Raw genomic sequence first — 23,684 nt, forward strand, 5'->3', positions numbered from 1 at the left:
CGGGGACCCTACAAGGTCAGGTGATGTCGTCGTAACCGTTGACCCGGTCACGGTCCGAGCTCGTCTGGGTGGGCAACGACCGGCTGGACGAGACCGATTCGATCTCACCGATGTCTTCGGGGGTGAGGTCCAGCTCCGAGGCCTCGTCGTCGGCGGGCCCCGCCGCCGCGAGCTGCGCCTTGCGGCGGTCGTTGAGGAGCGAGATCGCCGTGGCCACGAAGTAGAGCACCCAGATCGGTCCGGCGAGCGCCAGCATGCTCACCGGGTCGGTGCTGGGCGTGGCCACCGCCGCGAAGACCGTGATCCCCATGATCATGCCCCGCCACCAGCCGAGCATCCGCTTGCCGGTGATGACCCCGCCGAAGTTCAGCATGACGAGCAGCAGGGGCAGTTCGAAGGAGAGCCCGAAGACCACCACCATGCGCGTGATCAGATCCAGCAGGTCGTCCAGCGGCAGCTGGTTGTCCAGGCCGGCCGGCGAGAAGTCCAGGAGCACTCGGGCCATCGTGGGCAGCGTCTTGTACGCGAAGAGGCCACCGGCGAGGAAGAGCGGGAACCCCGCACCGACGAAGGCGAGCGAGTACTTCTTCTCGTGCTTGTGCAGACCCGGGGCGACGAAGGCCCACAGCTGGTAGAGCCAGATCGGCGAGGAAAGGACGACGCCCGCCATCAAGGAGACCTTGAGGGCAAGGGTGAACGGGGTGAGCAGACCGTTCAGGACGATACGCGCGCACGTACCGTCGTCCTTCTTGGCGAGCTCGGCGAAGCTGGACTCACAACCGACGGACTTCAGTACCGGGTTGGTGAAGAACTCGATGATCCCCTTGTAGAAGAACGCGGCCACGATCGTGACGACGACGATTCCGAGCAGGCCTTTGGCCAGCCGGTTACGCAGCTCACGCAGGTGCTCCACCAAGGGCATGCGGCCGTCGGGGTCCGTCTCCTGCTTGCGGGCAGACTTGAGCAACCCACGTCCTCATCTCGTGCAGCAGGCCGTCACCGATCGCGGCGCCTGCGTCGGCCCGTTTCTTGTCAGCGCTTGGTCGAGTCGGTCGGCTCGGCGACCGGACGCGAGCTCGTCACGTCACCGGGCGCGGCCTTGATGGTGCGCGGGGCGGCCTGATCCTGGGCGGCGGTGTCGTTCGCCGGTTCGGTCGGGGTGGCCGACGGGCTGCCCTCGGACTTCATGGCCTTGGCCTCGCTCTTGAGGATGCGGGCCGACTTGCCGAGCGAGCGAGCCATGTCAGGAAGCTTCTTCGCGCCGAACAGCAGAACAACAACGACGAGGATCAGGATGATCTCGGGAGCGCCGAGCCTTCCGAACATATGCGTGTACCTTCTCACCGAGGCAGCAGGGGTGGGGCGGATCGAACGTCGGACGGACGCCCGATCGTCGTACTGTCAGCGATCGTATCCCGCAGGAGTAAACGCAGGGCAATACTCATGCATCCTTGCGATTGCGGCCCATGCCTCGCTCTCAGGGCCGCTTGAGCAGCGTACCCCCCGAATCCGGGAAACTGCAGGCCGCGCCGGTTCCGTTCGATCGTCCCTGCTCACAGGCGCGCAGCGGCGCGGACCCCAGGGCCTCTCGTTTGGATCATGCCGGGCTCGCGTGCCCCGGCACCGCACCTCGCCGCGTTGTCGTCAGTCGCCGACGCTCCTTCCCCAAGCTCTCGGCTCCGCTCGAGCAGGGGAGACCCCATCCAAGGACTTCCGGCCGTCTTGCGATCGCACGCACTGGACGACGCTCCTTCCGGGCAAACATTGCCGGTCGCGGCACTAGCGCAACGCTTCACCCGTCGCGGCAAGATCCGTCGCGGCGCGTTCGAGGTCCTCCGCCGCCCGGTTGATGCGCTGGGTGGTTCGCGTCACCTGGTGCCCCAGGCGCTGGGCCTCGACGAAGACCTTGACGGCCAGCACGCCCAGGACGGCGATCCCGAGGAACCCCAGGGCGATGGCGAGCATGGGCCAGAACATGCGCAGAGCCTCGATGTGTCTAGGTGTCCGGAGGTCTAAAGGCTGGTGTGGAGGCGCAGCGTCCGCACCCCGCCACCGGTGAGGAGCTCGACTATCCGCTCCCCGGCGGGTTTACGGACGGCCGCGCCGCACTCGGGGCAGGTGAACGAGTAGAACGTCGTCCGGCGGCTGGCGCCCACGGCGAGCCGGATGGCGCCCGCCGCCAGCTCGAACCGCTCACGGCAGTCCGGGCAGGCGGCCTTGAACCGTACGGACTCGGGCACCACCACGGTCGGCACACCCGACACCACGGACATATTGTTCATATCTCTCGGATCTCCGCTCAGGCCGGGCCGTCGTAGGCAGCGAGCGCCGCACGGGCCGCCTGCTGTGCGCTCCGCGCCAGTTCCGGTGGGGAGACGATGCGGCCTTCCCCGCCGAGCCGCAGTGCGAGCCTGCGCAGCGAGGCCGGATCGGGGGTGCGCAGGGTGATCCGCAGCCCGCCGTCGGGCAGTTCCTCGGCGCTGTCGTGCGGGTAGTACTCGGCGACCCACCGGCCACCGGGCCCCACCTCGACCACGACCTCCGGGTCCTCGGCCGCCGGCTGGACGAGCCCTTCGGACAGATCGCGCAGTTCCAGCTCGGGCGGCGCGGCCGGCTCGTCCAGCAGCCGGATCTCGGCGACCCGGTCGAGCCGGAACGTACGCCGGTCCTCGGAGGACCGGCACCAGGCCTCCATGTACGTGTGCCCCACGGCGAACAGCCGGATCGGGTCCACCTCGCGCTCGGTCAGTTCGTCGCGCGCGGGTGAGTAGTAGCGCAGCCAGAGCCGGCGCCGCTCGGAGATCGCCCGGTCGACATCGGCGAAGACACCGCCCTCGGACTCGAAGGTGACCGAGAGCCGCGAGCTCGCCGCGCCCACCTCGCCGGCCGCCGTCTCCAGCTTCGCGGTGGCCCGCAGCAGTGCCTGCCGGTCGCTCTCGCGCAGCCCCGGCAGTGTGGCCACGGCGCGGGCGGCGACCAGGAGCGCGGTCGCCTCGTCGGCCGCGAGCCGCAGCGGCTCCGCGACATCGTCCGGGTTGTGCCACCAGATGCGGTCGCCGTCGGTGTCGATGTCCAGCAGATCGCCGCCGCGGAAGCTCGTACCGCACATCGGCAGCACATCGAGGTCCGAGATGAGTTCGTCCTCGGTGATTCCGAAGGCACGGGCGACGTCCTGGACATGGGCGCCGGGGCGTTCCCGCAGATACGTCACCAGGGAGAGCATCCGGCGGGTCTGGTCGATCGCGTTCGTGGCCATGAATGGGTCCCCTCAGTCCTTGGCCACGGCGCGCAGCCGGTCCACCACATCGGCCCGCAGATCGGCGGGTTCCCGTACGACGACGTCCGGACCGAACTCGACGAGCCAGGCATCCAGACCGTGTCCGTACGGAATCTCCAACTCGTCCCACCCGTTCCCGAGTTCCCGGACCGATATGGCGCGCGAGCGCAGCGGGTATCCGGCACCGGTCCGCAGCCTGATCAGCGCGGTCCGGGTCGCCGTCTCCCCCGCCCAGCTCTCGACGGTCTCGCGGACGGTCACGACGTCGGGTACCTCGGCGGTGAACGCCCCGGCCCGGGAGCGGACCCGGCCGGTGATCCGGGAGAGCCGGAACACCCGCTCGGCGCCGCGGTCCCGGTCCCAGCCGGCCAGGTACCAGTGGCCGCGCCAGCATTCCAGCGTCCACGGCTCGACCTGGCGCTGCTCGGGCCGGGCGGCGTTGGCCTTGTGGTAGTCGAAGGTCACCGGACGGCGGTCCCGGCAGGCCAGCATCAATGGCTCGAAGGCGGCCTCGTGAACGGGGATACGGGGTTCGAGGGCGCTGTGCACCTCGTACGCGTCCTCGGCCTCCGGCATGCCGGCGGCCCGCAGCTTCTGCAGCGCGCCGCTGGCGGCACCGGCCAGCCGTGCCTGCTGCCAGACCTTGGCGGCCAGTCCGAGGGCGGCGGCCTCCTCGGCGTCCAGCGTGATCGGGGGCAGCCGGTTGCTGTCGCGGCGGGCGAGATATCCCGTGTCGCCGTCCAGGTTCTCCACGGTCTCGATGACCAGACCGAGCTCGCGCAGATCGTCCTTGTCGCGCTCGAACATCCGGTTGAAGGCGTCGTCGGAACCGGCCTCCAGGTAGGCCTCGATGGAGCCGCGCAGCTCGCGCTTGCTCAGCGGGCGCCGGGTCCCCAGCAGACACAGAGCCAGGTTCATCAGCCGCTCGGCCTTGGCAATCGCCATCGACGCCCTTTCTGTTTTGCCCTACGACCGTCGACCGTACCGCTCCGCGGTGTCCGGACAAAAGCGAGGGCCCGTGCCCCCAGGCACGGGCCCTCGTAGTGCACGGGTGCGGATCAGACGGCGACCAGGTCGCAGACGAAGATCAGGGTCTCGCCGGGGGCGATACGGCCGCCACCGGCGCCGCGGTCGCCGTACGCGAGGTGCGCGGGGATGGTCAGCTGGCGACGGCCGCCGACCTTCATGCCCTGCACGCCCTGGTCCCAGCCGGAGATCACCTGGCCGGCACCGAGCTGGAACTGCAGCGGGGCGCCGCGGTTCCAGGAGGCGTCGAACTCCTCGCCGGTGGAGAATGCCACGCCCACGTAGTGGACGGAGACGGTGGCGCCGGCCTTGGCCACCGCGCCGTCGCCTTCCCAGATGTCCTTGATCTCCAGGTCGGCCGGCGGCTCGCCACCCGGGAAGTCGATCTCGGGCTTCTCGATGCTCACTGACTTGCTCCTCTTACTGATGAACTGGGCAACCGGGACAGTCTTACATCTTCGCCAGGATGTCCACGGCGAAGACCAGCGTGGACTTCGCCGGAATCGTCTGCTGTGCCTTGTCGCCGAACCCCTGGTCCGGCGGGATGACGAGGAGCACGCGGCTGCCGATCTTCTTGCCGACCAGACCGTTCTTGAGCCCCTTCAGGGTGACCTGGGCGAGGGGGAAGGTCTGCGTCTTGCCCGCGCTGTAGGTGCTGTCGAACGTCTTGCCGTCCTTCCAGAGCAGCCCCACGTAGTTCACGACGACGCTGTCGGTGTCCTTCACGACGTCGCCCTTGGACTCCAGGATGTAATGGGAGACGAGCTTCTTCGGCGGGTCGCTCTTGGTCGGGATCGTGACCTTGGGGGCCTTGCCGTCCGTGTTCGTGCCGACCTTCGGCAGGTCGATGTTGTCCTGGGCGACCTCGGTGCCCTTGGCGGACGCCGGGATCTGCGTCGCCTTCAGAACGTCGACGACGAAGACGAGCGTGGCGTTCGGCTTGATGTCGCCCTGGCCCTGCGCTCCGTAACCGAGCTCCGGCGGGATGACCAGCTGCACCCGGCTGCCGACCTTCTTGCCGACGAGGCCCTTGTCCCAGCCCTGGATCACCATGCCCGCGCCGAGGGTCAGATCGAACGGCTGCTTGCGGTCGAAGCTGTTGTCGAACGGCTTGTCGGAGTCCCAGGCCTGCCCGAGGTAGTTGACCTGGATCGCGTCGCCGTTCTTGAGCGTGGCGCCGTCACCCTCGCTGACGACCCTGGTCTTCAGCTCCTTGGGCGGGTTCCCGGTCCCCTTGGCCAGGGTGGGCTTCTCGCCGAACTTCGCACCCGCGGTGATCGCGGGGAACCCGTCCTTGGACGCGGCGGAAGCGGAAGCGGAAGCGGAAGCGGAAGCGGAGCCCTTTTCGTTACCGCAGGCTGCTGTCACCAGCAACAGGGGGACGACGAGAAGGCCGGCAAGTCGGCGCACTGGTTCCTCAGATCTCAGACGGCACAGTTGGTTGAGTCCCCGACACTCTAGGGCGTACGCAGGGCCCCGTACGAGGAACGTACGGGGCCCGCGTCGCGTCGGAGTCCGGGAATTCCTGCCGCCGGCTCACATACCCGCGATCAGCTTCTCCACCCGGTCGTCCACCGAACGGAACGGGTCCTTGCACAACACCGTGCGCTGCGCCTGGTCGTTGAGCTTGAGATGGACCCAGTCGACGGTGAAGTCCCGCCGCTGCTCCTGGGCCCTGCGGATGAAGTCCCCGCGCAGTCGCGCCCTGGTCGTCTGCGGGGGCACGGACTTGCCCTCGAAGATCTTCAGGTCGTTGCAGACACGGGCGGCCTGCCCCTTGCGCTCCAGCAGGTAGTACAGGCCGCGACGGCGGTGGATGTCGTGGTACGCGAGGTCTATCTGGGCAACCCGCGGATGCGACATCGTCATGTTGTGCTTGGCGCGGTACCGCTCGATGAGCCTGTACTTCATCACCCAGTCGATCTCGGTCTCGATCCGGTCGAGGTCCTCGGCCTCGACCGCGTCGAGCGTACGGCCCCACAGCTCCAGGACCTGGGCGACCGTTCCGGTGCGGATGCCGCGGCGGTCGACGAAGTCGACCGCCTTCTCGTAGTACTCGCGCTGCACCTCGATGGCGGATGCCTCACGGCCGCTGGCCAGGCGCACCTTGCGCTGCCCCGTGGTGTCGTGACTGACCTCGCGGATCGCCCGGATCGGGTTCTCCAGCGTCAGATCCCGCATCACGGTGCCCGCCTCGATCATGCGGAGCACCAGATCGGTGGCGCCGACCTTGAGCAGCATCGTCGTCTCGGACATGTTGGAGTCACCGACGATGACGTGGAGGCGGCGGTACCGCTCCGCGTCCGCGTGCGGTTCGTCCCGCGTGTTGATGATCGGGCGGGAGCGGGTCGTCGCGGAGCTGACGCCCTCCCAGATGTGCTCGGCACGCTGGCTGACGCAGTAGACGGCGCCCCGCGGGGTCTGCAGCACCTTGCCCGCGCCGCAGATCAGCTGCCTCGTGACGAGGAAGGGAATGAGGATGTCCGCGAGCCGGGAGAATTCTCCATGCCGCGCCACGAGATAGTTCTCATGACACCCGTAGGAGTTTCCCGCCGAGTCGGTGTTGTTCTTGAAGAGATAGACGTCGCCCGCGATTCCCTCCTCGTGCAGGCGGCGTTCGGCGTCGACGAGCAGACCTTCGAGAATGCGTTCGCCGGCCTTGTCGTGGGTGACCAGCTCGGTCAGGTTGTCGCATTCGGGGGTTGCATATTCCGGATGCGATCCCACGTCGAGGTAGAGGCGGGCGCCGTTCCGCAGAAAGACATTGCTGCTGCGGCCCCATGACACAACACGGCGGAAGAGGTAGCGCGCCACTTCATCAGGAGACAGTCGGCGCTGTCCCCTGAACGTGCACGTGACGCCGTACTCGTTCTCCAGCCCGAAAATGCGGCGGTCCATGACTGAACATTACGCCTGATGGCCTGAGCTGAAACCGGGTTCGACAGCACCGTTTCGCTCATTTTCCGATCCCCGTACAGCAACTGCCTCACGCCCGGGAACTGCGAGGACCCTTCCCGTGGCCAGCAGAACCAGCAGCGCCGCCACCCCACCGGCCCCCGCGACGGCGAAGCTCCACGCCGTGCCGCCCAGTTCGACGGCCGGGCCCGCCACGGCCGTTCCCGCCGCCGCGCCCACCCCGAACGTCGTCACGAGCCAGGAGAACGCCTCCGTCACCGTGCCCCGCGGAGCATGCCGGTCGACCACGATGAACGAGCAGGCGATCGCGGGCGCCAGGAAGACTCCGGCCACTGCCGCCAGAGCGGTCATGGCGACCACTCCCGGGGTCAGCATCAGCGGCAGATAGCCGAGCGCCAGCAGTGCGACGATGACCCGCAGCCGGCGCTCCGGAGCCCCGGCCCACTGCCGCGCCCCGTACAACGCGCCGCCGACCAGCGCGCCCAGCCCGAGCGCGGCCATCAGCCAGCCGTACACCGACTCCCGGCCGTGGTCGTCGGCGTACGCCACCCCGGCCACCGTGATGGAACCGAGCGCGAGCCCGACGAAGAAGAACGAACCGAGCAGCGCCAGCAGCCCCGGCGAACGCAGCGCACCCAGCCAGTGCGCCTCCCGGGGCGCCGAACGCCAGGCGCGGGACGGCTCCGAGAGGACGACGGAAAGCGCCCCCAGAACCCCTATTGCGTTGATGACCAGCAGGGCGGCGGCGGGCGACCAGAGCGAGACGAGCAGCGTCACCAGCAGCGGGCCCACGGTGAACATGACCTCCTGGGCGACGGCGTCCATCGCGTACGCCCGGTGCACCCGTTCCTCGCCGCCCAGAACGGTCGGCCACAGGGCCCGCAGACCGCCTTCCAGCGGCGGCGTGAAGACTCCGGCCACCATCACCGCGCCGTAGGCCAGCGGCAGCGATCCCAGGCCCACCAGGGCCAGCAGGGCCATGCCCAGCGCCGAGGCCACGGCGGCCGGGAGCTGGACGCGTGGCTGGCCGTACAGGTCCACGGCGCGGCCCAGGAGCGGCTGCCCGACCGCGGTGGACAGCCCGTACACGGCCGCGAGCGCGCCGGCGAGGGTGTAGCTGCCGCCCTCGGCCCGGGTGAACAGCACGATCGCGATGTGGGCGGTGCCGCTCGGCAGCCGCCCCACCAGGGTCCCCGTCAGCAAACGGGCGGCATGCCGCGCCCGGAGGATGTCCAGATATCCCGCGGCCATGTCCCGCCCCTCTCCTCCGGGTACTCTCGGGCACCTGAAGTTTTACGTATAACGTCGAGGTTCATACGTACCATGTGCCCAGTCCGCAGGTCCACCTCACGGCGCCTGCCCTCCCGTCCGGCCCGGAGGCCCCGAGTGACCAGCGCACCGCAGTCGCGTCCCGACCCGCCCCGGCCCACCAGCCGCGATGTCGCGCGGGCCGCCGGGGTCTCGCAGGCCACCGTCTCCCTCGTGCTCGGCGACAAATGGCGCGGCCGGGTCTCCGAGGCCACCGCCGAACGCGTACGGCACGCCGCCCGCGGCCTCGGCTACCAGCCCAACCTCGCCGCCCGCAGCCTCCGCCTCGGCCGCACCAGGACCGCGCTGCTCGTCGTCCCCGCGCTCACCAGCGAGTTCTTCGCGCGCGTCTACACCGGCGCTGCCACGGTCGCCGCCGAGCACGGCTTCGGGGTCGTCCTCTATCCGTCGCCCGAGGGCACCGGCCCGGCCAGGGATCCGTTCGCCTCGGCGCGCGCCTCGCTCGACGGGGTGATCGCCTCGTCCATGGCCGCCGGAGCCCTCGACGCGCTGCGCGGCGCCGGTCTGCCGCTGATCATGCTCGACAGCGACCCGGCGGACACCGGTGTCGCGGCCCGGGTCAACCTCGACATCGCCGACGGCATGCGGCAGATCGCGGACCATCTGCTCGCGCTCGGCCACCGCCGCTTCGTCCACGTCGCGTCGGCAATCGACTCCTGGACCTTCGCCGCCCGCGCCCGGGCCCTCCACGACGCGCTGAAGGCGGTGCCCGGCACCTCCCTACGGACCGTCGCGGCGGCGCTCGACGTCCCCGCGGGCCGCGCGGCCACGGAGCGGGTGCTGGCCGCCCCCGGCCCCCGGCCCACCGCCCTCGTCTGCGACGACGACATCCTCGCCGCGGGCGCCTGCAAGGCCGCCCGCAGGCTCGGGCTCCGGGTCCCCGACGACCTCTCCGTCACCGGTTTCGACGATCTGGCCCTGGCCACGGCCGTCGAACCGGAGCTCACCACCGTGCAGCTGCCCGCCGAGCAGGTCGGCGAACGCGGCATGGCCGCGCTGCTGGCGGTCCTGGACGGCCGCCCTGCCGAGCCCGGCAGCCTGCCCGTGCGGCTGGTGGCACGCGGCTCCTCGGCGCCCCCGCCCGCGGACGGCCCGCGGACATGACGGTGCCCCGGCCCGCCGGGAGGGGCGGACCGGGGCACCGGAGAACTACTCCACGTCCCCGCCGGAATCGGTGGAGTCGGTGGACTTGGTGATGTCCGTCGTGCTCGCGGGAGACTCGGATTCCTCGCCGTCCTCGATGTCGGAGGGGGCGTCCGTCGGAGCGACGCCGCCGTCCGCCTCCAGCAGCCGTGCCAGCTGCCGGCCGACGATCCGCTTGAACTTCCGCTGCTGCGGCCTCGTGCGGTCCAGGACCGCGACCTCCAGCCGCTCCGCGGGGATCTCCCGCTCGCTGCCGTTGGGATCGCGGGACAGCGCCTGCACGGCCAGCTTGAGCGCCTCGGCGAGCGTCATCCCGTCGCGGTGCCGCTGGTCCAGGAAGGTGCTGATCTGCTCGGCGTTGCCGCCGACGGCGACGGAGCCGTGCTCGTCGACGATCGAGCCGTCGTGCGGCAGCCGGTAGATCTGGTCGCCCTCCGGCTCGGTACCCACCTCGGCCACCACCAGCTCCACCTCGTACGGCTTCTCGGCCGCACTGGAGAAGATGGTGCCCAGCGTCTGCGCGTAGACGTTGGCCAGCCCACGGGCCGTCACATCGTCACGGTCGTAGGTGTATCCGCGCAGATCGGCGTAGCGCACACCACCGATACGGAGGTTCTCGTACTCGTTGTACTTGCCGGCGGCGGCGAAACCGATCCGGTCATAGATCTCGCTGAACTTGTGCAGCGCACGGGACGGGTTCTCGCCGACGAACACAATGCCGTCGGCGTACTGCAGCACAACCAGGCTGCGACCACGGGCGATGCCCTTCCGGGCGTATTCCGCCCGGTCGGCCATGGCCTGCTGGGGTGAGACATAGAACGGCGTCGACACCGGTTATCCGTCCCTTTCTGTCAGTGACAAAAGCATCGAAGAAGCTGCGGAACGACGGTCAGAGCAGCGCGGCGCGCGGGCCGTCGGGCTGTTCCAGCCGGCGTTCCAGAACCGCGCGGGCGATCTCGGAGGATTCCGCCTCGGTCAGCTTCCGGAAGCCCTCGTCGGTGATGACGGTGACGATCGGATAGATCCGCCGGGCCACATCGGGACCACCGGTCGCCGAATCGTCGTCCGCGGCGTCGTACAGCGCCTGGACGACCAGGGTGAGGGCCTGCTGCTCCGTCAGATCCTCGCGGTAGAGCTTCTTCATCGACCCACGGGCGAAGATCGACCCGGAGCCGGTGGCCGCGTAGCCGACCTCCTCGGAACGGCCGCCGGTGACGTCGTACGAGAAGATCCGGCCCTTCTCGCGGTCGATGTCGAAGCCGGCGAAGAGCGGCACGACGGCGAGGCCCTGCATGGCCATCGCCAGATTGCTGCGGATCATCGTGGAGAGCCGGTTCGCCTTGCCCTCCAGGGAGAGCTGGGCGCCCTCGACCTTCTCGAAGTGCTCCAGCTCCAACTGGAAGAGCTTGACCATCTCCACAGCCAGTCCGGCCGTACCGGCGATGCCCACCGCCGAATACTCGTCGGCCGGGAAGACCTTCTCGATGTCGCGCTGCGCGATCATGTTGCCCATGGTCGCCCGCCGGTCGCCGGCCAGGACCACCCCGCCGGGGAACGTCGCCGCGACGATGGTCGTCCCGTGCGGTGCCTCGATGGCCCCCTGCAGGGGCGGCAGGTTCCGGTTGCCCGGAAGCAGCTGGGGAGAATGGTCGGACAGGAAATCCATGAACGAAGAGGATCCCGGCGTCAGGAAGGCAGCTGGTAGACGCCCGGTGCTACGAGTGTTGGCTTCCACGCGTTTCCCTCCAGGTATGCGACGGCCCTGCGCAGGGTGTCAGGATCGTCTCCCAACGTGCCGATGGCCGAATTGCAGTCGATGCGGTTACGCCACGGACCCTACCCGTCCCGTGGCAGTGATCCACATGAACTGCGGGGGCAGCGGCACCGCACCCGCGGTGCCGCTTGTGGACGCGCGGTACGGGCAGATCTCGCCCGCACCGCGCACGCCTCTCCATTCCCCCCGCGTTCACATCCGTGAACTACTGTCCACCCTTTTGGACAAATGACCTCACGAAGTCCTCGGCGTTCTCTTCGAGTACGTCGTCGATCTCGTCCAGAACCGAGTCGACATCGTCACTCAGCTTCTCCTGGCGCTCCTGGAGGTCCTCGGAGGCCTGCGCGTCCTGCGCCTGCTCCTCGACCTCCTCCGTGGAACGCGTCGCCTTCTGCTGTCCGCCGCCGGTGTCCTTGGTCGCCATATAGCTCACCCCGCTCGGTTCGAAGCACTTGATCAGACCCTACCCACGGGGTCCGACATTGGCCCGGTAGTTGTCTCAACGTCCGGGGGTCATCCCGATGTTTCCCCGATCGCGGCCCTTTCAGCCGCCCGACAGCACCTGGACCAGCTCTTCCGCCGTGCGGCAGCGGTCCAGGAGCTCCTTGACGTGGTTACGGGTGCCCCGGAGCGGTTCCAGGGTGGGCACCCGCTGCAGCGAGTCATGGCCCGGCAGATCGAAGATGACCGAGTCCCAGGAGGCCGCGGCCACGTCGTCGGCGTACTGCTCCAGGCAGCGACCGCGGAAATAGGCCCTGGTGTCCTCCGGAGGCCCCGTACGGGCCTTCTCGACGTCACGGTCGTCCAGCAGGCGCTTCATCTTGCCGCGGGCCGCCAGACGGTTGTACAGGCCCTTCTCGGCCCGCACGTCGGCGTACTGGAGGTCCACCAGGTGCAGCCGCGCCGCGTCCCAGTCCAGACTGTCACGGCGGCGGTAGCCCTCCATGAGTTCCCGCTTGGCGATCCAGTCGAGCTCGCCAGACAGGCTCATCGGATCGTTCTCCAGCCGGTTGAGGGTGTCCTCCCAGCGGACCAGGACGTCCTTGGTCTGCTCGTCGGCGTCCGCCCCGTACCGCTCCTCGACGTACTTGCGGCCCAGCTCGAAGTACTCCATCTGAAGCTGTACCGCGGTGAGCGTACGCCCGCTGCGCAGCGTGATCAGATGCTGCAGCGTCGGGTCGTGGGAGACGTGGTGCAGCGTGCGCACCGGCTGGTCGACCGCGAGATCGACGTTGATGAAGCCGTCCTCGATCATGGAGAGGACCAGGGCGGTGGTGCCGAGTTTGAGGTAGGTGGAGATCTCCGAAAGGTTCGCGTCGCCGATGATCACATGGAGCCGGCGGTACTTCTCCGCGTCGGAGTGCGGTTCGTCGCGGGTGTTGATGATGGGGCGCTTGAGGGTGGTCTCCAGGCCGACCTCGACCTCGAAGTAGTCGGCACGTTGACTGATCTGGAAGCCGTGCTCGTGGCCGTCCTGGCCGATTCCCACGCGTCCCGCACCGGTGACCACCTGGCGGGAGACGAAGAACGGGGTCAGATGGCGCACGATGTCGGAGAAGGGGGTTTCCCGCTTCATCAGGTAGTTCTCGTGCGTGCCGTACGAGGCGCCCTTATTGTCGGTGTTGTTCTTGTAGAGGTGGATCGGCTGGGCGCCGGGCAGCTGGGCCGCGCGCTCGGCCGCTTCGGCCATGATGCGTTCGCCGGCCTTGTCCCAGAGGACCGCGTCCCGCGGATTGGTGACCTCCGGAGAGCTGTATTCCGGGTGCGCGTGGTCGACGTAGAGGCGGGCCCCGTTGGTGAGGATGACGTTGGCGAGGCCGATGTCCTCGTCGGTGAGCTGGCTGGAGTCCGCGGTCTCGCGGGCGAGATCGAAACCTCGCGCGTCCCGCAGCGGGTTCTCCTCCTCGAAGTCCCAGCGGGCGCGGCGCGCCCGGTGCATCGCCGCCGCGTAGGCGTTGACGATCTGGGACGAGGTGAGCATGGCATTGGCGTTGGGGTGGCCGGGGACGGAGATCCCGTACTCCGTCTCGATGCCCATTACTCGCCGTACGGTCATGCGGCCCTCCTTGCCCGGCGGCGCTCCCTTGAGGGGCGGCGCTCAAGTACCGCTGCTTGTCGGTGCGCGTGCGTGCCCGTCCACGCACTGCGCGACCGGGCGGTACGCAAGAGCCTAGAGCGCCTCTGTGCTGGTGGGGAGATCAATTACGTCATTGCTGCGGTGTCGTGCGAGCTGTCCGGAAAGCGACCGGCTGCGGATGCCCGGCCGGGCATCCGCAGCCGGTGCGCGTTCTACAGGTACTGCCCGGTATTCGCCACCGTGTCGATGGAGCGACCGGTGTCCGCGCCCTGCTTTCCGGTGACGAGCGTGCGGATGAAGACGATCCGCTCGCCCTTCTTGCCGGAGATGCGGGCCCAGTCGTCCGGGTTCGTGGTGTTCGGCAGGTCCTCGTTCTCCTTGAACTCGTCCACGCATGCCTGGAGGAGATGGGAGACGCGAAGGCCCTTCTGGCCCTGGTCGAGGAAGTCCTTGATGGCCATCTTCTTGGCCCGGTCGACGATGTTCTGGATCATCGCGCCGGAATTGAAGTCCTTGAAGTAGAGGACTTCCTTGTCGCCGTTGGCGTACGTGACTTCGAGGAAGCGGTTCTCCTCGGACTCGGTGTACATCCGCTCGACGACGGACTGGATCATCGCGTGCGTGGCGGCTTCCTTGGAGCCGATGTGCTCCGCGAGGTCGTCCGCGTGCAGGGGCAGCGAAGGCGTGAGGTACTTCGCGAAGATGTCCTTCGCGGCCTCCGCGTCGGGGCGCTCGATCTTGATCTTCACATCGAGGCGGCCGGGGCGCAGGATCGCGGGGTCGATCATGTCCTCGCGGTTGGAGGCGCCGATGACGATGACGTTCTCCAGGCCCTCGACACCGTCGATCTCGGCGAGCAGCTGGGGGACGATGGTGTTCTCCACGTCCGAGCTGACGCCGGATCCCCGGGTGCGGAAGAGGGACTCCATCTCGTCGAAGAAGACGATGACGGGGGTGCCCTCACTCGCCTTCTCGCGGGCGCGCTGGAAGACCAGGCGGATGTGCCGCTCGGTCTCGCCGACGTACTTGTTGAGGAGTTCCGGGCCCTTGATGTTGAGGAAGTAGCTCTTGCCCGCGGGCTGGCCGGTGACTTCGGCGACCTTCTTGGCAAGGGAGTTGGCCACTGCCTTGGCGATGAGTGTCTTGCCGCAGCCGGGCGGCCCGTAGAGCAGGATGCCCTTCGGCGGCCGCAGTTCGTGCTCCTTGAAGAGGTCGGGGTGGAGGTAGGGGAGCTCGACCGCGTCCCGGATCAGCTCGATCTGGTCGCCCAGGCCGCCGATCTTGCTGTAGTCGACGTCCGGCACCTCTTCGAGGACGAGCTCTTCGACCTCGCTCTTGGGGACCACTTCGTAGACGTAGCCGGACCTGGGTTCGAGCAGCAGGGAGTCGCCGGGGCGGATGGTGGCGTCCAGCAGCGGCTCCGCGAGCCGTACCACCCGTTCCTCGTCGGTGTGCCCGATGACCAGGGCGCGCTCGCCGTCCTCAAGGATTTCCTTGAGGGTCACGATGTCCCCGGCCCGTTCGAATTCCATGGCGTCGACCACGTTGAGCGCTTCGTTGAGCATGACTTCCTGGCCGCGCCGGAGGTCGTCGAGCTCGACGCTGGGACTGACATTCACCCGGAGTTTCCGGCCTCCGGTGAAGATGTCGCAGGTGCCGTCCTCATTGCCCTGCAAGAACACGCCGAAACCGGCCGGCGGCTGTGCGAGCCGGTCGACTTCTTCCTTGAGGGCCACGATCTGGTCGCGGGCCTCGCGGAGCGTGTTGGCGAGCCGCTCGTTCTGCGCGGACACGCCTGCCAGGTTGGTCTGCAACTCGACGATCCGCTCTTCGAGAATCCTCGTATGGCGCGGAGAGTCGGCGAGCTTACGTCGCAGGACGGCGATTTCCTGCTCGAGATAGGCGACCTGGCCGGCTGGGTCTTCGGACCCCCGCCCGGGCCGGATGCCGCGGTTGATGTCGTCGTCGTGGGCTGCCACGGTCCTCACCTCCTCCAAGGGGAGCTGGACGCTTCCTGACCCTACCTGGGTGGGTGATGATTGAAACCCCTAGATCACAAAGACTGCGGGGTGTGTCCGATCTTCACCCTTGCGTTCCCCCTCGTGAGAGGGGAATACCCACCCTTCAACATCGGAAAGCGGCCAGTTGTATCGTCGAACCGTTCAACACCCGTCAGGGCTGGCTTCATTTGGTTCGGATACGCAGGGAACGGCAGGAGAAATGACCGTGCAGCAGGAGGCTCCCACCGGCAGCGACACTCAGGACCTGGAGGTCTGGATCGACCAGGACCTGTGTACGGGGGACGGGATCTGCGTGCAGTACGCACCCGAGGTGTTCGAGCTGGACATCGACGGCCTGGCGTATGTGAAGAGCGGTGACGACGAGCTGCTGCAGGACAAGGGCGCGACCACACCCGTACCGCTTCCGCTGCTTCAGGATGTCGTCGATTCGGCCAAGGAGTGCCCGGGCGACTGCATCCATGTACGTCGCGTTTCGGACAGGGTCGAGGTGTACGGACCCGAGGCCGCCTGATCCGGCGGTTGTGGGCGGGCGGGCACGCGCGGTGACCGCTCAGGCATTGCCGGGGCCGTCCTGGATGGTGCGGACGAACGCACCGCCCTGCCACCGCCAGGTGACCTTTTCCTGCTGGTCGGGACAGCAGCGGGGTACGTCGGCCGAGGAGTAGCCGAACAGGGTGGCGAAGACAGCTCCGTCACGCACCGCGAAATCGCCGATGCTCATCTGCTGGGCGGGGTCCACCAGGGTCGCCACGATCCTGGGCGCGGCCCCGTCCCCGTCCCCCTGTGTGAGGACGTAGACACCGCTGGGCGGGGTGCCGGATCCGGCCGCGCAGTGGACCACGGCTACGGTCTCGGGGCGGCCGTCGCCGTCGAGGTCGCCGGGCGCCTGCTGGGCCACGGTGTTCTCCAGCCCGGCACATTCCAGGGGGTAGGCCACCCGCTGCGGATCGGGGGCGGCGACGGGCGCGGTGCCGTGCCGTGCGGCCGTCCCGTGGGGGGCCGAGGCGGGGGCGGTGGGGTCCGGCTGGAGCATGCCGGCTGCCGCGATGACGGCGGCCATCGCTGTCGCGGTGGCGAGCCAGTGGAGCGGCTTGGTGTCGGTGTGCGCGAGGTCCGGGAGCTCGGAGGTCTGCACGCGGGATGTCTCCTGTGGTTCCTGTGGATCGAGGATGCCTGGTCGGGCGGTGCCACCGGTGGGACGTCCGCGGTGGTGCGGGGTGGCCAGCATCGTGCCACACCGCGCAGATCAGGGGAACGGTGGGGTCGGCCAGGGACGCGTGTCCGCAGCGGCAACGTACCGGCGCCGCCGCCGAGTTCCCGGGTCGGTCCGGGAACTCGGCGGCGGCGCCGGTACGTTGTGCGGCTCGGAGGTCACCCGACAGCCTCTCAGCCGCGGGAGGAGCCGCTCTGGCTGCCGGGACCGTCGTAGTCCTCGCCGTAGGCGCCCTTGGCGGGGCGGCGGCGGCGCAGCGGGGCCTCCACACCGTCGGCCAGGCGGCGGGCGGTGACGAGGAAGCCGGTGTGGCCGATCATGCGGTGGTCCGGGCGGACGGCCAGGCCCTCTACGTGCCAGTTGCGGATCATCGATTCCCAGGGCTGCGGTTCGGCGAAGCAGCCGATCTCGCGGATCGACTCGACGGTCCGCGCGAGCTGCGTGGTGGTCGCGACGTACGCGCAGAGGATGCCGCCGGGCACGAGCGCCTTGGAGACGGCCTCCAGGCACTCCCAGGGGGCGAGCATGTCAAGGATGACACGGTCGACGTCGGTGTCCGACAGGTTGTCCTGGAGGTCGCCGACGGTGAGCTGCCAGGCGGGGTGCGGTTCGCCGAAGTAGCGCTCCACGTTCTGCTGGGCGATCTCGGCGAAGTCCTCGCGGCGCTCGTAGGAGTGCAGCATGCCCTGGTCGCCGATGGCGCGCAGCAGGAAGGTGGAGAGCGAGCCGGAGCCGACGCCGGCTTCCACGACGCGGGCGCCGGGGAAGATGTCCGCGAAGGCCAGGATCTGCCCCGCGTCCTTGGGGTAGACCACGGCGGCGCCGCGGGGCATGGACAGGACGTAGTCGGGGAGCAGGGGGCGCAGCGCGAGGTAGGCGACGTTTCCCGTGGTTCGGACAACACTGCCCTCGGGGGCACCGATCAGCTCGTCGTGCGGGAAAGAACCCTTGTGGGTGTGGAAGTTCTTTCCGGCTTCGAGCGTGAAGGTGTAGTGGCGTCCCTTGGGATCGGTGAGCTGGACCTGGTCCCCGACCTTGAAGGGCCCGCGTCGGCGGGCGGCACCGGTCGGTTCAGACATGTGACCAGCCTACCGGTGATTCCCGGGGCTCCGACCGCGAGGCGGGGCGGACGCCTGGCCGGCAGCCTCTCAGGCGGCCGGCCTGGCCAGGGCGGCGACGAAGGCCCGTTCTACATCGGCGGTGGACAGCACTCCGTAGATCTCCCCGGTCTCCTCCAGGACGAGGTACTCGGTGGCGGGATGGGCCTTGAGGCGGTCCAGGAGTGCTTCGCCGGCCAGCTCTGCGGAGATCTTCATGCCCTCCGTGAGGTCCTGGGCGAGGCCGCTGACGGCGACCCAGGGGCGGCGGTGTTCGGGGATGGAGACGATCGACGTTTCGCGGACGACGCCCGTGGGTTCGCCGTGTCCGTCGACGACGACGAGGGCGCGGGCGCCCGCCTCGTTGGCGCGGCGCAGGGCCTCGGAGAGCGGGGTGTCGGCCTCCACGGGCACGGCGCGCCGGGTGAGGGTGCGGGCACGCAGTTCGGGAAGGTGCTCGCGCAGCCGGGCCACGCGCAGGCTGTTGCCCGCTCCGGTCCAGATGATGGCGGCGAGGATGGCGGCGAGCAGGGCGTCGGTGACGGTCTCCATGCCGCTGAGCTCCCGGGGATTGTTCCCGAAGGAGCCGGTGTGGGTGAGCAGCGGGAGGCCGATGAGGGTGACGACGGCGAGGGCGCGGCCGACCCAGGCGGCGGCGACGGTGCCGCTCATCGGCCGGCCGGTGATCTTCCAGACGACGGCGCGGAGCATCCGTCCGCCGTCGAGCGGGAGGCCGGGCAGGAGGTTGAAGGCGGCCACCAAGAGGTTGGAGACCATCAGTCCGGCGAGGAGGACACCGGGCACGGTGCCGGGTTCGACGAACTTCATCCCGGCGTAGAAGACGCCGGCGAGCACCAGGGAGAGCAGGGGGCCGACGAAGGCGAGGAGGAATTCGCGGCCGGGGGTCTCGGACTCCTTCTCGATCTCGGAGACGCCGCCGAAGAACTGGAGCTGGATGCGGCGCACCGGCAGCTTGTAGCGCAGCGCGACGACCGTGTGGGCGAGTTCGTGGACGAGTACGGAGGCGTAGAAGGCGATCGCGAAGAACAGGGAGACCAGATAGCGCGCGGCGCCGAGCTCGGGCAGCACCCGTTCGAGCTGGCCGCCGAAGACCCAGGTGATCAGTGCGGCCACGACGAACCAGCTGGGTGCAACGTACACGGGCACGCCGAAAGGACGGCCCATGAGAAGGCCCCCTCCGGGTTCTTCGGGGCGCCGCGGCTCGCCCTTGTCGGGGCCGGTGCCGGGGGCTGTTCCCCCCGTACCGGGCTGCGGCCGCCCGCTGTCGCCGCTCTCGTCCACGAGGTCCCTTCGGTCGGTGCCGGTCGGCACGATCATGCAGTGTTCGAGGTGTGTGGTCGATGGTATGCCGCCGACTGTCAGTGGCGGGCCGTAGGGTCTTCGACATGACGTCCCTGCCGCGGCCGCCGCAGCCGCCTTCGTCCCTGTCGCCGTCGCGGGCGAGCGATTTCATGCAGTGTCCTCTGCTGTACCGCTTCCGGGTCATCGACAAACTGCCGGAGAAGCCCAGCGAAGCGGCCACCCGGGGCACGCTGGTGCACGCGGTGCTGGAGCGGCTCTTCGACAACCCGGCCGCGGAGCGCACGGCCGGCCGGGCCACGGCCCTGATCCCCGCCCAGTGGGACCGGCTGCTGGAGTCGAAGCCGGAGCTGTCGGAGCTGTTCGCGGAGGATGCCGGGGGCGAGCGGCTGTCGCGCTGGCTCTCCGAGGCGGAGAGCCTGGTGGAGCGGTGGTTCTCGCTGGAGGATCCGACGCGCCTGGAGCCCGCCGAGCGGGAGCTGTTCGTCGAGACGGAGCTGGAGTCGGGGCTGCGGCTGCGCGGGGTGATCGACCGGATCGATGTGGCACCCACGGGCGAGGTCCGGATCGTCGACTACAAGACGGGGAAGGCGCCGCGTCCGGAGTACGCGGAGGGTGCGCTCTTCCAGATGAAGTTCTACGCGCTGGTGATCTGGCGGCTGAAGGGTGTGGTGCCGCGGCGGCTCCAGCTCGTCTATCTCGGCAGCGGCGACATCATGACGTACGACCCGGTGGTGGCGGATCTGGAGCGGGTCGAGCGGAAGCTGCTGGCGCTCTGGGACGCGATCCGGCTGGCGACGGAGACGGGCGAGTGGCGGCCCCGGCCGACGAAGCTCTGCGGCTGGTGCGACCACCAGGCGGCCTGCCCCGAATTCGGCGGCACTCCCCCGGTATATCCGTTGTCCGTACGCCCGGCGGAATCGGAGCAGGATGTCCAGGGCAGAATGGATCCGGTCCGTGCCGAGGCCGCCCGGCCTGTGGCCCTGGAAGGACCTTGAGGAGACCTTGTGGCTATCCGCGTCCTACTGGTCGACGACCAACCGCTGCTGCGCACCGGCTTCCGGATGATTCTGGAGGCGGAGGGGGATCTCGCGGTGGTGGGCGAGGCCGGTGACGGCCTCCAGGCTCTCGACCAGGTGCGGGCGCTGCAGCCCGATGTGGTGCTGATGGACATCCGTATGCCGCGGATGGACGGCGTCGAGGCGACGCGTCAGATCACCGGTCCGGGCCGGGACGGTCCGGCGAAGGTGCTGGTGCTGACCACGTTCGATCTCGACGAGTACGTGGTGGAGGCGTTGCGCGCCGGTGCCAGCGGCTTCCTGTTGAAAGACGCTCCGGCCAATGAACTGGTGCAGGCGATCCGTGTGGTCGCGGCGGGCGAGGCGATGCTCGCTCCGAGCATCACCCGCAGGCTGCTCGACAAGTACGCGGATCATCTGCCGTCCGGCGAGGAGCCGGTGCCCGACACCCTGCACACGCTGACGGACCGTGAGGTCGAGGTGCTGAAGCTGGTGGCGCGCGGCCTGTCGAACGCGGAGATCGCCGCGGATCTGTTCGTCAGTGAGACGACGGTCAAGACGCATGTCGGCCATGTCCTGACCAAGCTCGGCCTGCGGGACCGGGTGCAGGCGGCCGTGTACGCGTACGAGAGCGGTCTGGTGCGCCCCGGCGCCCAGTGAGCGGACGAACGGGCCGGCGGAGCCTGCGTGCGCCCCGGCCGGGTACGGCCGGGGCGTCGTCCGTACTCAGACGGTGCTGTCGGCGAGCTCCCAGAGCTGGAGGTCGGCGGATGAGTTGACCGCCCATTCGACGCCGGTGAGGCCTTCGCGGGAGGCGACGTACTGCTTGTCCTGCCAGATCGGCAGTACGGGGACGTCCTGGGCAACGATGTCCTGGAGCCGCTGGAATGTCTTGGCCGAAGCGCTGCGGTCGGACTCCCGGCGGGACTGCGGGATGAGCGTCTTCCGGGCCAGGTCCGACGTGTAGGGCGAGTTGAGGAAGTTGTTCCCGTCGAGGAACGGCGCCGTGAAGTTGTCGGGGTCCGGGAAGTCGGGGAACCAGCCCATGCCGTAGACGGCGTAGTCGCCGCGCACCTGCGCGGGGCGGTACTTCTCCCAGGCAGTGCCCCGGACGGTGACGTCGAACAGCCCGGTGTCGTTGAACTGCTTCTTCAGGGCTTCGAATTCGGTGGCCGTGCCGGTGCCGAAGTGGTCTGTCGTGTAGTGCAGGGTGAGCTTCACCGGGGTGTCGATGCGCGCGGCGTGCAGGATCGCTGCGGCCTTCGCGGTGCTGGGCTCGCCGTACTTGTTGTAGAACGAGTTGGTGTGCGCGGTGATGCCGGACGGGATCAGCGAGTACAGCGGCTCGGCCGTGGTGCCGTACACCTTGCTCGCGATCTCACCCCGGTCGACGACCTGGGCCATGGCCTGGCGTACGGCCTTGTTCTTCACGGCCGGGTCCTTGGTGTCGAAGCCGAGGAAGCGGATGGCGAGACCGGGCATCTCGGTGAGCTTGATGCCGCTCTCGGGGTTTTCGAGCAGCTCCCGGGACTGCTCGGGTGACATGGTGCGGGTCATCATGTCGATCTTCTTGCTGTCCAGGGCCTTCCCCATCTTCTTGGCGTCGGGGAAGAGGTCCAGTTCGACCTCGTCGTTCCGTACCACCAGATCGCCCTTGTAGTGCGGGTTCCTGGTGAAGAGGACCTTGACGACCCGGTGGTGCACGACTTCCGCCTTCATGGTGTACGGCCCGGAGCCGTCCACCTGGAATCCGGTGCGCGCGGACTTCGCGGCGTACTTACTCCGCGGCACTATCCCGGCGACCGGGGTGGCGAGCTTGTACGGGAACGTGGCGTCCGGCGTGCGGAGGTGGAAGACAACCTCCCGCTCGCCCCGCGTCTCGACGGTGTCGATGTTGGCGAGCAGGGCGACGGGCCCGTTGGCCGCATTGATGCGGATGACGCGGTCGATGGAGTACTTCACGTCATCGGCGGTGATCGGCTTGCCGTCGGCGAACTTCAGGCCGGCGCGCAGCTTGCAGCGGTAGCTCTCGTTCTGGGTGTCCGTGAAGATGCAGCTCTCGGCCGCTTCGGGCACCGGCTCGCCGCCGCCGCGCGGCACATGTGTCAGGGTCTGCACGGTCTGCCGGAGCACGTTCCACACGCCCGCTTCGTAGCCGATGGCGGGGTCGAGCGGTGCGGGATTCGCCTTGGAGGTCACGAACTGGTCCGTGGTGCCGACAACGATGGCGGCCCTGCCATCGCTCCCGTCACCCGACGCGCCGCAGGCGGCGAGTGCGGGTGCGAGCAGGCCGACGACGGCCGGCAGCACCAGAGTCTTACGGTTCATTGTGGACGCTCTCCCTCATCCCGGCATGGAGAAAACGACATTAGCGGGCGGCGTCGGCAATGCCGGACCGGATATGCCCGGTGTGTAATCAGGCTGCGCCGGGAATTACCGGCGAGCCGTTTTTCCTGGCGGGGAGAGTTTCGGGCAAGAGGCCATCAATCGTGACACTTCGACACCCCGAATCGGACACCTCGGACGATCTCGGAAGGCCCTCCTCTGTAATTCGGGTGACAAAGGTCACGCCTGGGCCTCTTTCTTTCCTTTGTCGGGCGCCCGGCCTTCACGCACGTGCACACGACAGAAAATGCACCATCCGATGCCGAGAATTTTTCGGTTTATTCACAGAAACACTCTCGGTGTGTGGATCACTGCATTCCCGTGACCAGCCCCCGGAGAAATGCGAGGTCGACTTCTTCGAGCGAACGTACGACCACACGGCCGGATGCCGGGGCGATCGGTGCGACGGACGGTACGGCGACCACCCAGCAGCCCGCGGCCTCCGCGGCCGCGACTCCGGTCGCGGTGTCCTCGATGACCGCACACCGCTCGGGCTCGGCCCCGAAGCCGGACGCGGCGGTGAGGTAGGGCTCCGGGTGCGGCTTCGTACGGGCGACCTCGTCGCCCGCGACGGTCAGCGAGAAGTGGTGGTGACCCACCGAGTCCAGCACCCGGTCGATGATCCGGCGGTGCGAGGCGGAGACCAGGGCGGTGGGAATCTCGTGCCTGGCCAGTTCGGCCAGCAGCCGTGCCGCACCCGGCATCAGCGGCACACCACGGCCGATGCGCGCCTCGAAGCGGTCGTTGAGCAGCACGGTGAGTTCGGCGAGGGTGATGTCCGCGCCGGTCACATCCATGAGGTAGCCGGCACTGCGGGTCATCGGCCCGCCGACCACCACATCCCGCCACGCCTCGTCGAGCTGGTGCCCGAGCTCGGCGAAGACCTCCACTTCGGCGTCCCACCAGAAGCCCTCGGTGTCGACGAGGGTGCCGTCCATGTCGAGCAGGACGGCCTGCAGGGCGGCGCCTTCCGCCGTGCGGGTCATGGACACAGGAACCGTGCTGGTCATCCGGCACACCTTCCGTAAGGGACGAGAAGGCCGGCCGCCTTTTCCCGTGGGAAGGGCGACCGGCCTGCACTGGACCG

24 protein-coding genes and 1 pseudogene are annotated in these 23,684 nt (G+C 68.8%); 4 read left to right on the forward strand and 21 right to left on the reverse strand.

Translation table 11 applies throughout. From position 1 onward, the window contains the following. Positions 1-16: 16 nt before the first annotated feature. The 10 genes from tatC to OG306_RS06970 form a co-directional block, all read right to left on the reverse strand. A complete protein-coding gene (gene tatC / locus OG306_RS06925) occupies positions 17-967 on the reverse strand; it encodes a twin-arginine translocase subunit TatC (protein ID WP_266745224.1) in 951 nt (316 codons plus the stop codon). A gap of 65 nt (positions 968-1,032) precedes the next feature. Further along, on the reverse strand, positions 1,033-1,326 hold the full coding sequence (tatA, locus tag OG306_RS06930; protein ID WP_266745225.1) for a Sec-independent protein translocase subunit TatA: 294 nt from the start codon (positions 1,324-1,326) through the stop codon (positions 1,033-1,035). Between the two features lie 453 nt (positions 1,327-1,779). Continuing rightward, the gene (locus OG306_RS06935) at positions 1,780-1,977 is read right to left on the reverse strand and encodes a hypothetical protein (RefSeq protein ID WP_266745226.1); all 198 of its coding nucleotides are present in this window, start codon (positions 1,975-1,977) and stop codon (positions 1,780-1,782) included. Positions 1,978-2,012: 35 nt separating this feature from the next. After that, positions 2,013-2,282 carry a hypothetical protein gene (locus OG306_RS06940; RefSeq protein WP_266745227.1) on the reverse strand — a complete coding sequence of 90 codons (270 nt, stop codon included), beginning with the start codon at positions 2,280-2,282 and terminating at the stop codon, positions 2,013-2,015. Between the two features lie 17 nt (positions 2,283-2,299). Beyond that, positions 2,300-3,256 (reverse strand): helix-turn-helix transcriptional regulator, encoded by a 957-nt coding sequence (locus OG306_RS06945; protein WP_266745228.1) that lies wholly within the window; start codon positions 3,254-3,256, stop codon positions 2,300-2,302. A gap of 12 nt (positions 3,257-3,268) precedes the next feature. Next, entirely contained in the window at positions 3,269-4,222 is a 954-nt protein-coding gene (locus OG306_RS06950) for a helix-turn-helix transcriptional regulator (protein WP_266745229.1), read from the reverse strand. A 113-nt stretch (positions 4,223-4,335) separates the two neighbouring features. Then, positions 4,336-4,710, reverse strand: coding sequence for an FKBP-type peptidyl-prolyl cis-trans isomerase (locus OG306_RS06955; protein WP_266745230.1), 375 nt, complete (start codon positions 4,708-4,710; stop codon positions 4,336-4,338). Between the two features lie 43 nt (positions 4,711-4,753). Continuing rightward, positions 4,754-5,713 (reverse strand): FKBP-type peptidyl-prolyl cis-trans isomerase, encoded by a 960-nt coding sequence (locus OG306_RS06960; protein WP_266907135.1) that lies wholly within the window; start codon positions 5,711-5,713, stop codon positions 4,754-4,756. A gap of 126 nt (positions 5,714-5,839) precedes the next feature. Beyond that, entirely contained in the window at positions 5,840-7,201 is a 1,362-nt protein-coding gene (gene pafA / locus OG306_RS06965; protein WP_266745232.1) for a Pup--protein ligase, read from the reverse strand. 9 nt (positions 7,202-7,210) lie between these two features. Continuing rightward, positions 7,211-8,470 (reverse strand): MFS transporter, encoded by a 1,260-nt coding sequence (locus OG306_RS06970; protein ID WP_266745233.1) that lies wholly within the window; start codon positions 8,468-8,470, stop codon positions 7,211-7,213. Between the two features lie 135 nt (positions 8,471-8,605). Between OG306_RS06970 and OG306_RS06975 the strand changes: the two genes are divergently transcribed. Continuing rightward, complete coding sequence (locus OG306_RS06975) at positions 8,606-9,652, forward strand: LacI family DNA-binding transcriptional regulator (RefSeq protein WP_266745234.1); 1,047 nt, start codon at positions 8,606-8,608, stop codon at positions 9,650-9,652. Positions 9,653-9,697: 45 nt separating this feature from the next. Here the strand turns inward: OG306_RS06975 and prcA are convergent, their stop codons facing one another. From prcA to arc, 6 genes and pseudogenes are all read right to left on the reverse strand, one after another. After that, positions 9,698-10,522: a proteasome subunit alpha gene (gene prcA, locus OG306_RS06980; protein ID WP_266745235.1), complete on the reverse strand. Its 825-nt coding sequence runs from the start codon at positions 10,520-10,522 to the stop codon at positions 9,698-9,700. Between the two features lie 58 nt (positions 10,523-10,580). After that, a complete protein-coding gene (gene prcB, locus OG306_RS06985) occupies positions 10,581-11,426 on the reverse strand; it encodes a proteasome subunit beta (protein WP_266745236.1) in 846 nt (281 codons plus the stop codon). Continuing rightward, positions 11,378-11,568, reverse strand: a pseudogene (locus OG306_RS06990) (endonuclease domain-containing protein); the annotation flags it as partial. The pseudogene OG306_RS06990 and the gene prcB, both read right to left, overlap by 49 nt. Positions 11,569-11,670: 102 nt before the next feature. Beyond that, complete coding sequence (locus OG306_RS06995; RefSeq protein ID WP_266745237.1) at positions 11,671-11,889, reverse strand: ubiquitin-like protein Pup; 219 nt, start codon at positions 11,887-11,889, stop codon at positions 11,671-11,673. 120 nt (positions 11,890-12,009) lie between these two features. After that, positions 12,010-13,521: a depupylase/deamidase Dop gene (gene dop, locus OG306_RS07000; protein ID WP_266907133.1), complete on the reverse strand. Its 1,512-nt coding sequence runs from the start codon at positions 13,519-13,521 to the stop codon at positions 12,010-12,012. A 233-nt stretch (positions 13,522-13,754) separates the two neighbouring features. Continuing rightward, on the reverse strand, positions 13,755-15,521 hold the full coding sequence (gene arc / locus OG306_RS07005; protein ID WP_266907131.1) for a proteasome ATPase: 1,767 nt from the start codon (positions 15,519-15,521) through the stop codon (positions 13,755-13,757). A gap of 241 nt (positions 15,522-15,762) precedes the next feature. Here arc and OG306_RS07010 point away from each other — a divergent pair, with 241 nt between their 5' ends. After that, positions 15,763-16,074: a ferredoxin gene (locus OG306_RS07010; RefSeq protein ID WP_266907129.1), complete on the forward strand. Its 312-nt coding sequence runs from the start codon at positions 15,763-15,765 to the stop codon at positions 16,072-16,074. Positions 16,075-16,113: 39 nt separating this feature from the next. Here the strand turns inward: OG306_RS07010 and OG306_RS07015 are convergent, their stop codons facing one another. The 3 genes from OG306_RS07015 to OG306_RS07025 all read right to left on the reverse strand — a co-directional run bounded on the left by OG306_RS07015 (position 16,114) and on the right by OG306_RS07025 (position 19,175). After that, positions 16,114-16,698 (reverse strand): hypothetical protein, encoded by a 585-nt coding sequence (locus OG306_RS07015; protein ID WP_266745241.1) that lies wholly within the window; start codon positions 16,696-16,698, stop codon positions 16,114-16,116. Between the two features lie 251 nt (positions 16,699-16,949). Further along, positions 16,950-17,855, reverse strand: a complete 906-nt coding sequence (locus tag OG306_RS07020) for a tRNA (adenine-N1)-methyltransferase (protein WP_093541283.1) — start codon at positions 17,853-17,855, stop codon at positions 16,950-16,952. 69 nt (positions 17,856-17,924) lie between these two features. Next, positions 17,925-19,175, reverse strand: a complete 1,251-nt coding sequence (locus tag OG306_RS07025) for a site-2 protease family protein (RefSeq protein ID WP_266907752.1) — start codon at positions 19,173-19,175, stop codon at positions 17,925-17,927. A 170-nt stretch (positions 19,176-19,345) separates the two neighbouring features. Between OG306_RS07025 and OG306_RS07030 the strand changes: the two genes are divergently transcribed. Then, positions 19,346-20,191, forward strand: a complete 846-nt coding sequence (locus tag OG306_RS07030; RefSeq protein WP_266752104.1) for a RecB family exonuclease — start codon at positions 19,346-19,348, stop codon at positions 20,189-20,191. A 9-nt stretch (positions 20,192-20,200) separates the two neighbouring features. Next, the gene (locus OG306_RS07035) at positions 20,201-20,872 is read left to right on the forward strand and encodes a response regulator (RefSeq protein WP_093541287.1); all 672 of its coding nucleotides are present in this window, start codon (positions 20,201-20,203) and stop codon (positions 20,870-20,872) included. Positions 20,873-20,938: 66 nt separating this feature from the next. Here the strand turns inward: OG306_RS07035 and OG306_RS07040 are convergent, their stop codons facing one another. Beyond that, the gene (locus OG306_RS07040) at positions 20,939-22,540 is read right to left on the reverse strand and encodes an ABC transporter substrate-binding protein (RefSeq protein WP_327349974.1); all 1,602 of its coding nucleotides are present in this window, start codon (positions 22,538-22,540) and stop codon (positions 20,939-20,941) included. Positions 22,541-22,905: 365 nt separating this feature from the next. Continuing rightward, the gene (locus OG306_RS07045; RefSeq protein ID WP_266745243.1) at positions 22,906-23,607 is read right to left on the reverse strand and encodes an HAD family hydrolase; all 702 of its coding nucleotides are present in this window, start codon (positions 23,605-23,607) and stop codon (positions 22,906-22,908) included. Positions 23,608-23,684 lie beyond the last annotated feature (77 nt).

The sequence above is a fragment of the Streptomyces sp. NBC_01241 genome (assembly GCF_041435435.1).
Classification (GTDB): Bacteria; Actinomycetota; Actinomycetes; order Streptomycetales; family Streptomycetaceae; genus Streptomyces.

What these genes read in the sequence shown, in the direction of transcription:
- OG306_RS06935 (WP_266745226.1), bottom strand. Translation starts at nt 1,977, where the DNA reads ATGTTCTGGCCCATGCTCGCCATCGCCCTGGGGTTCCTCGGGATCGCC.
- OG306_RS06970 (WP_266745233.1), bottom strand. Translation starts at nt 8,470, where the DNA reads ATGGCCGCGGGATATCTGGACATCCTCCGGGCGCGGCATGCCGCCCGT.
- OG306_RS06950 (WP_266745229.1), bottom strand. Translation starts at nt 4,222, where the DNA reads ATGGCGATTGCCAAGGCCGAGCGGCTGATGAACCTGGCTCTGTGTCTG.
- OG306_RS07010 (WP_266907129.1), top strand. Translation starts at nt 15,763, where the DNA reads ATGACCGTGCAGCAGGAGGCTCCCACCGGCAGCGACACTCAGGACCTG.
- dop (WP_266907133.1), bottom strand. Translation starts at nt 13,521, where the DNA reads ATGACCGTACGGCGAGTAATGGGCATCGAGACGGAGTACGGGATCTCC.
- OG306_RS07030 (WP_266752104.1), top strand. Translation starts at nt 19,346, where the DNA reads ATGCAGTGTCCTCTGCTGTACCGCTTCCGGGTCATCGACAAACTGCCG.
- OG306_RS06945 (WP_266745228.1), bottom strand. Translation starts at nt 3,256, where the DNA reads ATGGCCACGAACGCGATCGACCAGACCCGCCGGATGCTCTCCCTGGTG.
- tatA (WP_266745225.1), bottom strand. Translation starts at nt 1,326, where the DNA reads ATGTTCGGAAGGCTCGGCGCTCCCGAGATCATCCTGATCCTCGTCGTT.
- pafA (WP_266745232.1), bottom strand. Translation starts at nt 7,201, where the DNA reads ATGGACCGCCGCATTTTCGGGCTGGAGAACGAGTACGGCGTCACGTGC.
- OG306_RS06995 (WP_266745237.1), bottom strand. Translation starts at nt 11,889, where the DNA reads ATGGCGACCAAGGACACCGGCGGCGGACAGCAGAAGGCGACGCGTTCC.
- OG306_RS07020 (WP_093541283.1), bottom strand. Translation starts at nt 17,855, where the DNA reads ATGTCTGAACCGACCGGTGCCGCCCGCCGACGCGGGCCCTTCAAGGTC.
- OG306_RS07040 (WP_327349974.1), bottom strand. Translation starts at nt 22,540, where the DNA reads ATGAACCGTAAGACTCTGGTGCTGCCGGCCGTCGTCGGCCTGCTCGCA.
- OG306_RS07045 (WP_266745243.1), bottom strand. Translation starts at nt 23,607, where the DNA reads ATGACCAGCACGGTTCCTGTGTCCATGACCCGCACGGCGGAAGGCGCC.
- OG306_RS06940 (WP_266745227.1), bottom strand. Translation starts at nt 2,282, where the DNA reads ATGAACAATATGTCCGTGGTGTCGGGTGTGCCGACCGTGGTGGTGCCC.